Raw genomic sequence first — 16225 nt, 5'->3', positions numbered from 1 at the left:
GCGTCAGGAGCGTGCCCACCCGTAGCGCGCCGCGAGAGCGTCGGCGACGGCATCGAAGCGCTTGCGGTCGAGTGCGGCGGCCTCGCGCCGCATACCCGCGTCATGCACCAGATACACCTGCTCGACGTCGATCCACGAGGGGCGTCGCTGGGGATCCCACTCCCCCGTGCCGAGGGACAGGTAGTGCCGGTCGCCGTCGTGCGGCTTGCTGGTCAACCTCACCGCGTAGGAGCGGGTGGCATCCGCTCGCCCGAGGACGAGGACGGGACGATCCTTGCCCCGCCCGTCGCGCTCCTCGTACGGCACCCACGTCCAGACGATCTCTCCGCCGTCGGGGGCGTTGTCGCGCTTCGGCGCGTACGAGAGGGTCAAGCGCCTCGGGGGATCGATCTCGACCGTCTCCGTGCCACGAGGGGCGCTCGGACGCGGTGTGGGCTGCGCCGGGGTGGAGCGACGCGTGGGCGGCGCGGAACGGAACATCCCGAGAAAGGCCGACAGCAGACGAGACGTGGTTCCCATACCCACACCCTAGGCACGACGAACGGGGCGCCACCGACGAATCGGCGACGCCCCGTTCGGGGTGAGGCGGGTGTCAGCCGCGGACGTCGGAGAGCACGTAGCCCTCTTCGCCGTGCACGACGGTGTCGATACCGGCGATCTCGTCCTCGTTCTTCACGCGGAAGCCGATCGTCTTCTCGATCGCGAAGCCGATGATGAAGGCCAGCACGAAGGAGTAGACCAGGACCGCGAGGGCGGCGATCGCCTGGACGATGAGCTGGTTGAACGAGCCGCTGTAGATGAGGCCGCTCGTGTTGGCGAAGATGCCGAGGTAGAGCGTACCGAGCAGACCACCCACGAGGTGGATGCCGACGACGTCGAGCGAGTCGTCGAAGCCGAGCTTGAACTTGAGCTCGATGGCGAGGGCGCAGACCGCACCGGCGAGCAGGCCCAGCACGATGGCCCAGACCGGCGTGAGAGCCGCGCAGGCCGGGGTGATCGCGACGAGACCGGCGACGGCACCGGAGGCGGCGCCGACCGACGTGGGCTTGCCGTCCTTGATCTTCTCGACGATCAGCCACGCGAGCAGGGCTGCGGCGGGAGCGGCGATCGTGTTGACGACGGCCAGGGCGGCGGTGTTGTCGGCCGCGAGCTCGGAGCCGGCGTTGAAGCCGAACCAGCCGAACCACAGCAGGCCCGCGCCGAGGAGGACGAACGGCGGGTTGTGCGGGACGTGGGCGCCCTTCTGGAAGCCGACGCGCTTGCCGAGGACCAGGGCGAGCGCGAGGGCCGCGGCACCGGCGTTGATGTGCACGGCGGTTCCACCGGCGAAGTCGATCGCGCCGACGCCGAAGACGTCCTGCAGACCGTGCGTGATCCAGCCGCCGTAGCTGAAGGAGCCGTCCTCGGCGAGGCCGAAGTTGAAGACCCAGCTCGCGACGGGGAAGTAGACGACCGTGGCCCAGATGCCGGCGAAGATCATCCACGCGCCGAACTTGGCGCGGTCGGCGATCGCGCCCGAGACGAGGGCGACGGTGATGATGGCGAAGGTGGCCTGGAAGGCGACGAAGGCGAGCGGCGGGTACGCGGCGCCCTCGGGGGTGGTGAGAACGTTCGCGAGGCCGAAGTCAGCGCCGTCGATGTGCCACGGGGCGTTGGTGACCCCGGCGTCGGTCGCGGGGAACGCGATCGCGTAGCCGTAGAGCACCCACAGCACGCCCATGAGGCCCATCGCGCCGAAGCTCATCATCATCATGCTGATGACGCTCTTGGCCTTGACGAGACCGCCGTAGAAGAATGCGAGTCCTGGCGTCATGAGCAGCACGAGGGCGGCTGCTATCAGGATGAATGCGGTGTTGCCTTGATCCATCTCGGAGGGAACCTCTCTGCAGGGACGCAGGTAAAGCGTCGGGTCCCCTCAGTGTCCACAGCCCCGGTTCCGTCGCCGTTCGCCCCGTGTTTCGGGGGTGTTACAGCCGGGCCGCTCCGGTAAACATCGCGTTTCCTGCGCCCGCGAACCGGCGATGAACTCGCCTCAGGAGTGCGTGAGCGCGACGAGGCGCGAGACCGCGCGCAGGTACTTCTTGCGGTACCCGCCGCCCAGCATCTCCTCGCTGAACACCGTGTTCAACGGCACGCCGGTGGCCCGGATCGGAATCTGCGCGTCGTAGGCGCGATCGACGAAAGCGACCAGACGCAGTGCCGCCGACTGGTCGTGCAGCACCTGCACGTCGCGCAGGCCGATGACGTCGACCCCGTCGATCAGCCGGATGAAGCGGGAGGGGTGAACCCGAGCGAGGTGGTCGACGAGGTCCAGGAATGCGTCGTCGGCGACGACCGAGCCGGAGGCTGCGGCATCCATCGCCTCTCGATAACCCTCGTCGGTCAGGACCTTGGCTTCTCCGTCGATCGCGCGCTGACGGAAGTCCGTGCCGTCGATGCGGATCGTGCGGAAGCTGTCGGCCATCGACTGGATCTCGCGGAGGAAGTCCTGGGCCGCGAAGCGCCCCTCGCCCAGGGCATTGGGCGGGGTGTTCGAGGTGGCGGCGAGCCGGGTTCCGGATGCCACGAGCTCACCGAGCAGGCGCGTCATGACCATCGTGTCGCCCGGGTCGTCGAGTTCGAACTCGTCGATGCAGAGAAGATCTGAGCCCCGGAAGAGCTCGACGGCCTTGGCATAGCCCAGTACGCCGACCAGCGCGGTGTACTCGATGAAGGAGCCGAAGTACTTCCGGCGAGCGGGCATCGCGTGATAGATCGCGGCCAAGAGGTGAGTCTTTCCGACGCCGAAGCCGCCGTCGAGGTACACACCGGGCTTGACGGGGGCGGCCTTCTCGGCGCGGCGGAAGAAGCCGCCCTTCTTGGCGGGGGCGGCCTGCTTTCCGGAGAACTCCTGCAGCAGCACCTTGGCCTCCTGCTGCGAGGGGTAGGCGTCGTCGGCGCGGTACGACTCGAAGGTCGCTGCGTCGAACTGCGGCGGCGGGACGAGGGCGTTGACCATGTCGGCGCCCGATACCGCGGGCTCGCGCTCGGTCAGGTGGATGAGGCCGGTCGTGGCGGGAGTGGAGGTCATGGCCGTCCTGTGTCCAAGTCTTACGGGGAGGGTGCGTGCCCCATGCCGCGGATCTAGGGTCGATGGTGCGGTGTCCACCCTATGCCGCACCGTGCATCGCCTTGACCGAGGAGTACCCGTGACCGTCGAGTTCGACACCACCTCCCCCAAGTTCGCCGACTACGCCGAGCCCGGACGACTCGTCACGGCTGAGTGGCTGGAAGAGCGCCTCGGTCAGCCGGGCCTCGTGGTCGTCGAGTCCGACGAAGACGTGCTGCTGTACGAGACGGGTCACATCCCCGGCTCGGTGAAGGTCGACTGGCACACCGAACTGAACGACCCGGTCGTGCGCGACTACGTCGACGGTGCGGGCTTCGCCGAACTTCTGAGCGCCAAGGGCATCTCGCGCGACGACACGGTCGTCATCTACGGCGACAAGAACAACTGGTGGGCCGCGTACGCGCTGTGGGTGTTCTCGCTGTTCGGCCACGAAGACGTGCGTCTGCTCGACGGCGGCCGCGACAAGTGGATCGCCGAGGGACGCCCGATCACCACCGACAAGACGGTCGTCGAGCGCACCGACTACCCCGTCGTCGAGCGCGACGACTCCGCGCTTCGCGCCTACAAGGACGATGTGCTCGCCCACCTCGGCAATCCGCTCATCGACGTGCGCTCCCCCGAGGAGTACTCCGGCGAGCGCACCACCGCGCCTGCCTACCCCGAAGAGGGTGCGCTCCGCGCCGGCCACATCCCCAGCGCCCAGAGCGTGCCGTGGGGCAAGGCCGTCGCCGAGGACGGCGGTTTCAAGTCGCGCGAGGAGCTCGACGCCATCTACCGCGACGGTGCGGGGCTCGCCGATGGCGACAAGATCGTGGCCTACTGCCGCATCGGTGAGCGCTCGAGCCACACCTGGTTCGTGCTGAAGCACCTGCTCGGCTTCGACGACGTCCGCAACTACGACGGCTCGTGGACCGAGTGGGGCAGCGCGGTGCGCGTACCGATCGTCTCGGGGTCGGAGCCCGGCGAGGTGCCCTCGCGCTGACCGCAGCCGACGCGGGCGTGGGAGGATGACGGTGATGTCCGACAACAATCTCCCCGCTCGCTTCGCCGCGATCCGCGACGAGTTCCTCGAGCTCGACGAGCCCGACCGCTTGCAGCTGCTGCTGGAGTTCTCGCAGGAGCTGCCCGAGGTTCCCGAGGAGCTGGCCGATCACCCCGAGTTGCGCGAGCGCGTGGTGGAGTGCCAGTCCCCCGTGTTCATCATCGTCACGGTCGACGGCGACGACCGCGTCGCGATGCACGCCACCGCTCCCGCCGAGGCGCCGACCACGCGCGGCTTCGCGAGCATCCTCGCGCAGGGGCTGACCGGTCTCAGCGCCGAGGAGGCCCTCGCCGTGCCCGACGACTTCCCACAGAGCATCGGTCTCACGCGCGCCGTCAGTCCGCTCCGCATCGCCGGCATGACGGGCATGCTCATGCGCGCCAAGCGTCAGGTGCGCGCGAAGCGCGACGCCTGAGCCGCACGCGTCGCCGGGGGCCGGCATCCGGGATCACTCCCGAGAGAGGCCCTGCCCGCGCACCCAGTCCTGGATCGCGGTGGTCCACCGCGTCTCGTCGTAGTTCCACAGCTTCGTGTGCCGGGCGACCGTGAAGGTCTCCATCGTGACGAGGTCGGGACGCGCCTTCGCGAGAGCGTGCGAGGCATCGGCGGGGACGAAGCCGTCGTCGTCGCTGTGGAGGATGAGCACGGGATGCCGGAGCTCGACCGCCCTCGAAACCACGTCGAGGCGATCGAGAGGGATGGGTTCGCCGCTGCGCAGCGCGGTCGCTCCCCAGGTGGAGGCGAGTACGCGTTCGGCCATCGCGATGACGGGCGTGGGCAGGTGCATCGCGCGACCCTGGAAATCGAGAACCGTGCGCCAGTCCACCACGGGCGACTCGAGGACGAGACCGGCGATGACGTCGGCGTGGGGCGATTCGAGGGCGGCCTGGAGCGACAACGCTCCTCCCATCGACCACCCCATCAACAGCACGCGGCGCGCCCCCCGACGGCGGGCGTAGCCGATCGCGGCGTCGACGTCGCGCCACTCGGTCGCGCCCAGGGCGTATGTGCCCGAGGGGCTGCGAGGGGCATCTCCGTCGTTGCGGTACGACACCACGAGGCTCGAGATGCCGAGCGCGTGGAAGACCGGGACGGCGCGGAGGGCCTCGGACCGCGTCGTTCCGCGCCCGTGCACCTGAACGACCCAGACGTCGGAGTCGCCCTCGGCGGGGAACTCCCAGGCGGGGCACGAGCCGACCCCGGCGTCGACCTCGAGCGCCTGGAACGGGAGCATGAGGTCCTCGGGCTTGTCGAAGTACCACCCGCTGAAGGCCGCCTCCGAGGCGAGATCGCCGTCGGCGGGGACATGCGTGAGGAGTTTGCGGGTGACGGTGGTCTCGTCTTCTCCGACGATCGAGCCGAGTCGCAGATAGTCCACCGAGCCGACGGTGAAAAGACCGTATCGGCCGGGCAGAGTCGTGTCCGGCGTGCGCTCGAGGGTGATCGTCTGCGACGCGGCGTCGAGACGCATGATACGCGTGTCGGGGCGTCGCCCGGCGGGGCGGACGACCGTACGCGCCATGCGGAGCGAGACCGCCCCCAGCGTCGTCGCGGAGGCGGCGAGGGCGATGCCGAGGGCCGCGAGGGTGGCGCGCACACCGGTGGTCGAGCGCTGCGATGCGCGGGAACCCGCGGCGCGCCTGGGAGCGTTCATCGAGGCCTCACTCTAGTCTGTGGCCGTGAGTGACCAGCGCCCGGCGGAGGCCGACAGCCCCTTCGCGCGAGCCGTCGAAGAGGTGCGCGACACGACTTTCCGCGATGATCTGGTCGTCCGGCAGATTCCGTCGCCCTCCGGCTTGGCCCCCTTCTCTCTCGCTCTGGCGGGAGATGTGCGGCCCGAAGAGCACGCCACCGACTCGCCCTTCGGGACCGGGCGGTTCATCCTGCTGCACGACCCCGAGGAGCCCGAGCCGTGGGGCGGTGCCTGGCGCATCGTCTGTTTCGCGCAGGCGCCTCTCGAGCCCGAGATCGGCGTGGACCCCCTGCTGGCCGAGGTCGCCTGGTCGTGGCTCATCGATGCGCTCGACTCGCGCGGTGCCGATCGCCACTCGGAATCGGGCACCGCCACCAAGACCCTCTCGACCGGCTTCGGGGCCCTGGCCTCGCAGGGCGAGGGGTCGCAGATCGAACTTCGCGCGTCGTGGTCGCCGCGCGGTCCCTTCCGCCCGCACCTCGAGGCGTGGGCGGAGCTCGTGTGCATGCTCGCAGGCCTCCCCCCGGGGTCGGAGGGCGTCGCTGTTCTCGGAGCCCGGAGGCCCACGCGTGGTTGAGTACATCGTCATCGAGGATGCCGCGGGCTTCCTCGCCGCCTGCGAGACCCTGAACGCGGGGAGCGGTCCCGTCGCGGTCGACGTCGAGCGTGCCTCCGGCTTCCGCTACTCGCAGCGCGCCTACCTCATCCAGGTCTTCCGCCGCGAGGCCGGGGTCTTCCTCTTCGACCCCTCGACGATCGAGGACTTCTCGCCCCTTCAAGACGCCATCGGCGACGTCGAATGGGTGTTCCACGCCGCCAGCCAGGACCTTCCGTCGCTGCGTGAACGAGGGCTCGAGCCCCCGCGCATCTTCGACACCGAGCTGGGCTCGCGCCTGCTCGGGCACGAGCGCGTCGGTCTCGGGGCGGTCGTCGAGCAGACGTTGGGCATCACGCTGGCCAAGGCCCACTCCGCCGCCGACTGGTCGACGCGCCCCCTGCCGGCATCCTGGCTCGAATACGCGGCCCTCGATGTCGAGCACCTGATCGACGTGCGCGACGTGCTCGACGCCGAACTGACCGAGCAGGACAAGACCGAGATCGCACGCCAGGAGTTCCAGGCCGTTCTCGATCGTGAGCCGAAGCCACCGCGCGACGACCCGTGGCGTCGGTTGAGCGGGCTGCACAGCGTGCGCGGTCGCCGCTCGCTGGCCGTCGCCCGGTCGCTCTGGCAGGCGCGCGAGGACTACGCCCGCGAGCAGGACATCGCGCCCGGCCGACTCGTACCCGATCGCGCCCTCGTCGCGGCCGTGCTTGCCGACCCGGCGAGCAAGCAGGCGCTCGCGGGCGTGAAAGAGTTCAACGGTCGCGCCAGCCGTACCCAGCTGGACCGCTGGTGGAACGCCATCGTCGCCGGTCGCGAATCGACGGATCTGCCCGCCGATCGCGTGCCCAGCGACACCCTCCCCCCGCCGCGCGCGTGGGCGGACCGCAACCCCGAGGCCGACCGCCGGTTGAAGAAGGCCCGCCCGGCTGTCGAGGCACGGGCGGAAGAGCTGCGGATGCCGACCGAGAATCTGCTCACACCCGAGACCCTGCGCCGTCTGGCCTGGGCGCCGCCGGCCGAGCTCACCGCCGATTCTGTCGGGGCAGCCCTCGCCGAGCTCGGCGCGCGCCCCTGGCAGATTGACCAGACCTCACAGGTGATCGCCGATAGCTTTGTAGCTTCCCTCAACACCGACGACGACGGGTCCGCCACCGATTCGTAGGTTCGGACAACCGATTCTGCGCAGCAATCTCGCCTTCCTAGGCTGGGGTCATCCCAAACTTTGGAGGCAGAGTGGCCGAGATGACGGACGTCTTCTTCGTCGATGGAATGCGTACCCCCTTCGGGCGCGCCGGCGAAAAGGGCATGTACTGGAACACCCGCGCCGACGACCTCGTGGTCAAGGCGATCATCGGGTTGATGGAGCGCAACGCAGGCGTGCCGAAGGACCGGATCGATGACGTGGCCATCGCCGCGACGTCGCAGACCGGTGATCAGGGACTGACCCTGGGGCGGACTGCGGCGATCCTGGCCGGGCTGCCCATGACCGTGCCCGGTCTGGCGGTCGAGCGCATGTGCGCCGGCGCCATGACGAGCGTCACCACCATGGGCGCGTCGATCGGCGTGGGCATGTACGACCTCGCCCTCGCCGGCGGCGTCGAGCACATGGGCCGACACCCCATCGGCGGCAACGTCGATCCCAACCCCCGCTTCGTCGCGGAGAAGCTTGTCGACCCGGGTGCGCTCAACATGGGCGTGACGGCGGAACGCATCCACGACCGGTTCCCGCACCTCACGAAAGAACGTGCCGACCGCTTCGGCGTCGCGAGCCAGCACAAGGTGCAGGCCGCCTACGACGCCGGCAAGATCCAGCCCGACCTCGTATCGGTCGCGGTCAAGGACGCCGACGGTGCATGGGGCCTGGCGACGGAGGACGAGGGCCGTCGGCCCGAGACCACGCTCGAGGGCCTCGCGACGCTGAAGACGCCGTTCCGTCCGCACGGTCGCGTCACCGCCGGCACCTCGTCGCCGCTCACCGACGGCGCGACGATCAGCCTGCTGGCGGGAAGCGACGCCGTGAAAGAGTTCGGTCTCGCGCCGAAGATGCGCATGGTGTCGTTCGCCTTCGCGGGGGTCGAGCCCGAGATCATGGGCATCGGACCGATTCCCTCGACCGAGAAGGCTCTGAAGAAAGCCGGACTCACGATCGACGACATCGGTCTGTTCGAGCTCAACGAGGCCTTCGCCATCCAGGTGATCTCGTTGCTCGATCACTTCGGTATCGCCGATGACGCCCCCCGGGTGAACCCGTGGGGCGGTGCGATCGCCCTGGGCCACCCGCTCGCGGCATCCGGAGTCCGTCTCATGATCCAGCTGGCCGCGCAGTTCGCGGAGCGCCCCGACGTCCGCTACGGCCTCACCGCCATGTGCGTGGGCCTGGGCCAGGGCGGCTCGGTCATCTGGGAGAACCCGTTCTTCGACGGAAAGAAGAAGCGCAAGTGACCGACTACACCGCGATCGACTTCACGCCTCTGGACGCCCTGACCGGCGACGAGGTGGTCACCCACTCCCCCGTCCGCGACGTGCGACTGCCCTCGGGCAACGTGCTCGCTCTGATCACGCTCGACAACGGTCGCGATCACACGCGGCCGAACACGCTGGGGCCGGGGACGCTCGCCGAACTCGGGCGCACGCTCCAGACGCTCCAGGAGCGTGCCGCTGCGGGCGAGATCCACGCCGTCGCGATCACCGGCAAGCAGTACATCCTCGCCGCCGGTGCCGACCTGTCCGACGTCGCCAAGCTGCCCTCGAAGGACGTCGCCCGTCTCATCGCGCAGCGCGGCCACCAGGTCATCGGCTCACTGTCCGAGCTGGGCGTGCCCTCGTTCGCCTTCGTGAACGGTCTCGCCCTCGGCGGCGGTCTCGAGATCGCGTTGAACTCGACGTATCGCACGGTCGACGCCTCAGCCGCAGCCGTCGCGTTGCCGGAGGTGTTCCTCGGCCTCATCCCCGGCTGGGGCGGTGCCTACCTGCTGCCGAACCTCATCGGCATCGAGAACGCGCTCGAGGTCGTCATCTCGAACCCGCTCAAGCAGAACCGCATGCTCAAGCCGCAGCAGGCATTCGACCTCGGGATCATGGACGCCATCTTCCCCGCCGCCTCCTACCTCGAGGATTCGCTCCGCTGGGCGGATGGCGTGCTGACCGGTCGGGTCCGCGTCGAGCGGAAGAACGAGCCGGGCAAGCTCGAACGTCTCACGAAGTGGCCCATCGCCATCAAGATGGCCCGCGGCATGCTCGAGTCGAAGATCGGTACCGTCCCCCGCTCCCCCTATGTCGCGCTCGACCTGCTCGACAAGGCCAAGAGCGGCACGAAGGCCGAGGGCTTCGCCCGCGAAGACGAAGCACTGACCGACCTCATCACGGGCGATCAGTTCGCGGCATCCATGTACGCCTTCGATCTCGTGCAGAAGCGCGCGAAGCGTCCGGTCGGAGCCCCCGACAAGGCGTTGGCGAAGAAGGTCACGAAGGTCGGCGTCATCGGCGCGGGGCTCATGGCCTCGCAGTTCGCGCTGCTGTTCGTGCGCAGGCTGCGCGTGCCCGTGATCATCACCGACCTGGACCAGGGCCGTGTCGACAAGGGCGTGGCATCCATCCACGACGAGATCGGCAAGCTCGAGGCCAAGGGGCGTCTGGACGGCGACACGGCCAACCAGCTGCGCGCGCTCGTGCACGGCACGACCGACCGCTCGGAGTTCGCGGACTGCGACTTCGTCATCGAGGCCGTGTTCGAAGAGGTCGGCGTCAAGCAGGACGTCTTCTCGGCGATCGAGAAGATCGTGTCCGAAGACGCCATTCTGGCCACCAACACCTCGTCGCTGTCGGTCGCCGAGATCGGTTCGGTGCTGCAGCACCCCGAGCGGCTTGTCGGCTTCCACTTCTTCAACCCCGTCGCGGTGATGCCGCTCATCGAGGTCGTGAAGACGGATGCCACGAGCGACGCCGCCCTCTCGACGGCGTTCGTAGTGGCGAAGGGCCTCGGCAAGAACGCGGTGCTCACCGCCGACGCCCCCGGCTTCGTCGTGAACCGTCTGCTGGCGAAGGTCATGGGCGAAGCGGCGAGGGCGGTGTACGAGGGAACGCCCATCGCCGTCGTGGAGAAGGCTTTCGCGCCTCTCGGTCTGCCGATGGGGCCGTTCCAACTCATCGACCTCGTCGGGTGGAAAGTCGCCGCGCACGTGCAGGACACGATGGCGCACGCCTTCCCCGACCGGTTCTTCTCGTCGGAGAACTTCCACGAGCTCGCCGCGCTCCCCGAGGTCGTCGAGAAAGACAAGGGCGGTCGGGTGACCGGCTGGACCAAGGCTGCGCAGAAGGTGCTCGTCACCGGGAAGGCGCCGGTCGCGCCCGAGACGATCCTCGCCCGCGTGCAGGACGGCCTCGCTCAGGAGATCGGGATCATGCTCGACGAGGGCGTGGTCCCCGAGGTGCAGGACATCGACCTGTGCCTGATCCTCGGCGCCGGTTGGCCGTTCATCGATGGCGGTGCCTCGCCCTACCTCGACCGCGAGGGGGCGTCCGAGCGTGCCTTCGGCGACACGTTCCATCACCCGCCGATCCGGGGTATCGGGGCCTGAGCCCCGGACACGACAGCGGCGCCGTCCCTTCGGGGGCGGCGCCGCCGTCGTTCGTGTTCTCGTGACGCAGGGTGGGGCGCGTCACGAGAACAGGCTGTGCGACGAGAACAGGCCGAATCGGGCGGTTCCGTCCTGTTCTCGATGCACTCTCCTGTTCTGACGACCGTCGGACGGACGCCGGAGATGCAAGACCGGGCCGGGATTACGGCATCCCGGCCCGGTCCCGATGGTGCTATCGCCTCAGGGGCGCGAGTTCTCCCATGCCTCGATCGTGGGGATCGAGCCGGTCGGCGTCTGCCGCGCCATGGGGATCCGTGTGCCGAGCACCTGGGCCACGACATCGTGGGCGATCTTGGCGGCGGTGAGGCCGGCATCCTCGAGGATCTGCTCGCGCGTGGCGTGATCGATGAACTCGTCGGGGATCCCGAGCTCGTCGACGGCCGTGTCGACCCCGGCTTCGCGCAGCACCTGGCGCACGCGTGTGCCGACGCCGCCGACGCGGATGCCGTCTTCGATCGTGATCACCAGGCGGTGCGTGCGGGCGAGCTCGATGACGGAGGGCTGTACGGGGATCGCCCAGCGCGGGTCGATCACCGTCGCCCCGATTCCCTGCGCCTTGAGGCGCTCCGCGACCTCGAGGGCGAGGTGCACCATCGGACCGATGCCGACGAGCAGCACGTCTTCGCTCGTGCCGCGGCTCAGGACGTCGACGCCGTCGTGCAGGCGTTCGATGGCCTCGACGTCGTCGTTGACCTTGCCCTTGGGGTAGCGCACGACCGTGGGGGCATCCTGGATCGCCGTGGCCTCGCGGAACTCCTCGCGAAGCCGCGCGGCATCGCGCGGAGCCGCGATCCGGATGCCGGGAACGAGCTGCAGCATCGCGAGATCCCAGATCCCGTGATGGCTCGGGCCGTCGGGACCGGTGACCCCGGCGCGGTCGAGAACGAAGGTGACGCCCGCCTTGTGCAGGGCGACGTCCATCATGACCTGGTCGAACGCGCGATTCATGAACGTCGCGTAGATCGCGACGACCGGATGCAGACCGCCGAAGGCGAGACCGGCGGCGGATGCCACGGCGTGTTGCTCCGCGATGCCCACGTCGTAGACCCGCTCGGGGAAGCGCTCGGCGAACTTCTGCAGCCCGGTCGGACGCAGCATCGCGGCGGTCATGGCGATGACGTCGTCGCGCTCGGCTCCGACCTTCACTAGTTCTTCGGCGAACACGTCGGTCCACTGGAGACCGCCGGCCGCGCCGAGAGCCTCACCCGTGAGGGGGTCGATCTTGCCGACGGCGTGGAACTGGTCGGCCTCGTCGCTCATCGCCGGCGCGTAGCCGCTGCCCTTGTCGGTGATGGCGTGGACGATGACGGGCGCACCGTACGACTTGGCGAGCTCGAGCGTCTCGATGAGGGACTCGAAGTCGTGTCCGTCGATGGGGCCGAGGTACTTGATGTCGAGGTTGCTGTACAGCGCCTCGTTGTTGGTGAAACGCGACAGGAAGCCGTGGGTGCCGCCGCGCACGCCGCGATAGACCGCGCGGGCAGCCGGGCCGAGGCGCCGGAAGAGCGTGTCGGACCCGCGATGCAGCGTGCGGTAGGCGTCGTTCGTGCGCACCCGGTTGAGGTAGCGCGCCATGCCGCCGATGGTCGGCGCGTAGGACCGACCGTTGTCGTTCACGACGATGACGAGGTTGCGCTCGTTGTCGTCGCTGATGTTGTTGAGCGCTTCCCAGGTCATTCCGCCCGTGAGTGCGCCGTCGCCGACGACGGCGACGACATGGCGGTCGCGGCGACCGGTGCGGCTGAAGGCGCGTGAGACGCCGTCCGCCCAGCTGAGGGAGCTCGAGGCGTGCGACGACTCGACGACGTCGTGAGCGCTCTCGGAGCGCTGCGGGTAGCCCGCGAGGCCGCCGCGCGAACGCAGGGCCGTGAAGTCCTGACGCCCGGTGAGCATCTTGTGCACGTAGGACTGGTGCCCGGTGTCGAAGATGATCGGGTCGGACGGGGAGTCGAAGACCTTGTGCAGAGCGATCGTCAGTTCGACGACGCCGAGGTTCGGTCCGAGGTGTCCGCCCGTGCGGGAGACATTCTCGACGAGGAAGGAGCGGACTTCTGCGGCCAGCTGTCGTAGCTGGTCGGGGGTCAGCCCGTCGAGGTCACGGGGACCGTGAATGCCGGGTAGGAGAGCCATAAGACTCCTCTCGTGCGATGCGCGCGGGGTCCGCGCGTACGGGTCGATTCTAGTCTCCGAGGGGTGAACGGGCCCGGCAACGGCTTGCGCGGATCGCGTCCACGTGGTCTCTGCGGAAAGCGAAGTGCCCCGAAAGCGCGAGGCTTCCGGGGCACTTCGCCTGCGGGTCAGACCAGCGAACGCAGCACGTACTGCAGGATTCCGCCGTTGCGGTAGTAGTCGGCCTCACCGGGGGTGTCGATGCGGACCACGGCGTCGAACGTCACGGTCTGCTTGCCCTCGGGCGAGAACTCGCTCGGCTCGGCGGTGACCTTGACCGTCTTCGGCGTCACACCCTCGTTGAGCTGCTCGAGGCCCTCGATCGAGACGATCTCGGTGCCGTCGAGGCCCAGCGACTTCCAGCTCTCGCCGGCCGGGAACTGCAGCGGAACGACGCCCATGCCGATGAGGTTCGAGCGGTGGATGCGCTCGAAGCTCTCGGTGATGACGGCCTTGACGCCCAGCAGGTTCGTGCCCTTGGCCGCCCAGTCACGCGACGAGCCGGAGCCGTACTCCTTGCCGCCGAAGATCACCAGCGGAGTGCCCTGCTGCTGGTAGTTCTGGCTCGCGTCGAAGATGTACGACTTCGGGCCGCCCTCCTGGGTGAAGTCGCGGGTGTAACCACCCTCGACCACGGTGCCGTCGTTGACGGCCGCGGTGAGCTCGTTCTTCAGGCGGATGTTGGCGAAGGTACCGCGGATCATGACTTCGTGGTTGCCACGGCGCGAGCCGTACGAGTTGAAGTCCTTCTGCGCGACGCCGTGCTCCATGAGGTACTGCGCAGCGGGGGTGCCCGCCTTGATGTTTCCGGCCGGGCTGATGTGGTCGGTGGTGACCGAGTCGCCGAGCGTCGCCATCACGCGCGCACCGGTGATGTCGCGCACGGCATCCGGCTGCATGGTCATGCCGTCGAAGTAGGGGGCCTTGCGCACGTAGGTCGAGTCGGCATCCCACTCGAAGACCGGGCCGGTCGGGGTGGGCAGGTTCTTCCAACGCTCGTCGCCCTCGAACACGGTGGCGTACTGCTGGATGAACTGCTCGCGCGAGATCGATGCGTCGATGATCGTCTGCACCTGGTCGGGGGCGGGCCAGATGTCCTTGAGGAAGACGTCTTCGCCGTTCTGGTCCTTGCCGAGGGCGTCGGTCTCGAAGTCGAAGTTCATCGAGCCGGCGAGGGCGTAGGCGACCACCAGCGGCGGCGAGGCCAGGTAGTTCATCTTCACATCGGGGCTGATGCGACCCTCGAAGTTGCGGTTTCCCGAGAGGACGGCCGTGACGGCGAGGTCGTTCTCGTTGATGGCCTCGGAGACCTCTTCGATGAGCGGACCCGAGTTGCCGATGCAGATCGTGCAGCCGTAGCCGACGGTGTAGAAGTCGAGGCCCTCGAGTGCCTTGTCGAGACCGGACTTCTCGTAGTAGTCGGTGACGACCTTCGAGCCCGGGCCGAGCGTGGTCTTGACCCAGGGCTTGCGCTTGAGGCCCTTGTCGACGGCGTTTCTTGGCGAGGAGGCCGGCCGCGATCATGACCGAGGGGTTCGAGGTGTTCGTGCACGAGGTGATGGCTGCCAGAGTGACCGCGCCATTGTCGAGCAGGTACGACTGGCCCTCCGGCGTGGTGACGCGCACCGGGTTGGAGGCGTTCGCGGGGTGACCCGACGAGACGAGCACCTCGGTCTCGGTGACGTGCTCGTGCTCTTGGCCGGGGACCGAACCGGGGTCCGAGGCCGGGAACGTGCCGTCGACCTCGAGGTCGACGACGGAGTCCGAGGTCGCGCCGCCGGCGTAGTTGAGGATGTCCTTCTCGAACTGCGACTTCGCCTCGGAGAGGAGGATGCGGTCCTGCGGGCGCTTGGGGCCGGCGATCGAGGGGACGACCGTCGACAGGTCGAGCTCCATGTACTCGCTGAAGGCCAGCTCGCGGTCGGCGTCGTGCCAGAGCTTCTGCTCTTTGGCGTACGCCTCGACCAGGGCGACGGTCTGCTCGTCGCGACCGGTCAGACGCAGGTACTCGAGCGTGACGTCGTCGATGGGGAACATCGCGGCGGTGGAGCCGAACTCGGGGCTCATGTTTCCGATGGTGGCGCGGTTGGCGAGCGGAACCGAGGCCACACCCTCGCCGTAGAACTCCACGAACTTTCCGACGACGCCGTGCTTGCGCAGCATGTCGGTGATCGTGAGCACGACGTCGGTCGCGGTCACGCCCGCGGGGATCTCACCGCTGAGCTTGAAGCCGACGACGCGCGGGATGAGCATCGACACGGGCTGGCCGAGCATGGCCGCCTCGGCTTCGATGCCGCCGACGCCCCAACCGAGAACGCCCAGGCCGTTGACCATGGTGGTGTGCGAGTCGGTGCCGACACAGGTGTCGGGGTACGCACGCAGCACGCCGTCGACGGAGCGGTCGTAGATGACCTTGGCGAGGTGCTCGATGTTGACCTGGTGCACGATGCCGGTTCCCGGGGGGACGACCTTGAAGTCGTCGAAGGCCGACTGACCCCAGCGAAGGAACTGGTACCGCTCGCCGTTGCGCTCGTACTCGATCTCGACGTTGCGCTCGAGGGCGTTCTCGCTACCGAACAGGTCGGCGATGACCGAGTGGTCGATGACCATCTCGGCGGGCGAGAGCGGATTGATCTTGTTCGGGTCGCCGCCGAGGGCGGTGACGGCCTCGCGCATGGTGGCGAGGTCGACGATGCAGGGCACACCGGTGAAGTCCTGCATGACCACGCGCGCCGGGGTGAACTGGATCTCGGTGTCGGGCTCGGCCGTGGGGTCCCACGAGCCGAGCGCCTCGATCTGCTCCTTGGTGACGTTGGCGCCGTCCTCGGTACGCAGAAGGTTCTCGAGCAGCACCTTGAGGCTGAACGGGAGCTTCTCGTGACCGGCGACCGTGTCGATGCGGAAGATCTCGTAGTCGGTGCTGCCGACCGTCAGGGTGCTCTTGGCACCGAAGCTGTCAACCGTGGACACG

Annotated in this window: 11 protein-coding genes and 1 pseudogene; 6 read left to right on the top strand and 6 right to left on the bottom strand. The window is 68.6% G+C overall.

The window, feature by feature from the left end; all coding sequences use genetic code 11:
- Nucleotides 1-3: 3 nt before the first annotated feature.
- From QE454_RS14000 to zapE, 3 genes are all read right to left on the bottom strand, one after another.
- The gene (locus QE454_RS14000) at nt 4-519 is read right to left on the bottom strand and encodes a type II toxin-antitoxin system PemK/MazF family toxin (RefSeq protein WP_307460452.1); all 516 of its coding nucleotides are present in this window, start codon (nt 517-519) and stop codon (nt 4-6) included.
- Nucleotides 520-592: 73 nt separating this feature from the next.
- Nucleotides 593-1867: an ammonium transporter gene (locus QE454_RS13995; protein WP_307460456.1), complete on the bottom strand. Its 1275-nt coding sequence runs from the start codon at nt 1865-1867 to the stop codon at nt 593-595.
- Nucleotides 1868-2032: 165 nt separating this feature from the next.
- A complete protein-coding gene (zapE, locus tag QE454_RS13990) occupies nt 2033-3070 on the bottom strand; it encodes a cell division protein ZapE (protein ID WP_307460459.1) in 1038 nt (345 codons plus the stop codon).
- A 118-nt stretch (nt 3071-3188) separates the two neighbouring features.
- On the opposite strand from zapE, the gene QE454_RS13985 reads away from it, so the two are divergent.
- A complete protein-coding gene (locus QE454_RS13985; protein ID WP_210075070.1) occupies nt 3189-4091 on the top strand; it encodes a sulfurtransferase in 903 nt (300 codons plus the stop codon).
- A gap of 34 nt (nt 4092-4125) precedes the next feature.
- Entirely contained in the window at nt 4126-4566 is a 441-nt protein-coding gene (locus QE454_RS13980; RefSeq protein WP_307460461.1) for a SufE family protein, read from the top strand.
- A gap of 33 nt (nt 4567-4599) precedes the next feature.
- Here the strand turns inward: QE454_RS13980 and QE454_RS13975 are convergent, their stop codons facing one another.
- Nucleotides 4600-5805: a S9 family peptidase gene (locus tag QE454_RS13975; RefSeq protein WP_307460465.1), complete on the bottom strand. Its 1206-nt coding sequence runs from the start codon at nt 5803-5805 to the stop codon at nt 4600-4602.
- A gap of 25 nt (nt 5806-5830) precedes the next feature.
- Here QE454_RS13975 and QE454_RS13970 point away from each other — a divergent pair, with 25 nt between their 5' ends.
- The 4 genes from QE454_RS13970 (at nt 5831) to QE454_RS13955 (ending at nt 11025) form a co-directional block, all read left to right on the top strand.
- The gene (locus QE454_RS13970; protein WP_210075064.1) at nt 5831-6421 is read left to right on the top strand and encodes a DUF3000 domain-containing protein; all 591 of its coding nucleotides are present in this window, start codon (nt 5831-5833) and stop codon (nt 6419-6421) included.
- Nucleotides 6414-7610, top strand: coding sequence for an HRDC domain-containing protein (locus QE454_RS13965; protein WP_267787261.1), 1197 nt, complete (start codon nt 6414-6416; stop codon nt 7608-7610). The genes QE454_RS13970 and QE454_RS13965 overlap by 8 nt, the downstream gene beginning before the upstream one ends.
- 71 nt (nt 7611-7681) lie before the next feature.
- A complete protein-coding gene (locus QE454_RS13960) occupies nt 7682-8890 on the top strand; it encodes a thiolase family protein (protein WP_307460467.1) in 1209 nt (402 codons plus the stop codon).
- Nucleotides 8887-11025: a 3-hydroxyacyl-CoA dehydrogenase NAD-binding domain-containing protein gene (locus QE454_RS13955; protein WP_307460469.1), complete on the top strand. Its 2139-nt coding sequence runs from the start codon at nt 8887-8889 to the stop codon at nt 11023-11025. The genes QE454_RS13960 and QE454_RS13955 overlap by 4 nt, the downstream gene beginning before the upstream one ends.
- 240 nt (nt 11026-11265) lie before the next feature.
- Here QE454_RS13955 and dxs read toward each other — a convergent pair whose 3' ends face one another.
- The gene (gene dxs / locus QE454_RS13950) at nt 11266-13215 is read right to left on the bottom strand and encodes a 1-deoxy-D-xylulose-5-phosphate synthase (protein WP_307460474.1); all 1950 of its coding nucleotides are present in this window, start codon (nt 13213-13215) and stop codon (nt 11266-11268) included.
- A 167-nt stretch (nt 13216-13382) separates the two neighbouring features.
- Nucleotides 13383-16224 (bottom strand): annotated as a pseudogene (gene acnA / locus QE454_RS13945) (aconitate hydratase AcnA).
- Nucleotide 16225: the final 1 nt, after the last annotated feature.

The organism is Microbacterium sp. SORGH_AS_0454, from assembly GCF_031453395.1.
Lineage (GTDB): Bacteria > Actinomycetota > Actinomycetes > Actinomycetales > Microbacteriaceae > Microbacterium.
The sequence above is the reverse complement of the archived record's forward strand: the minus strand, read 5'-3'. Positions and strand labels throughout refer to the sequence as shown.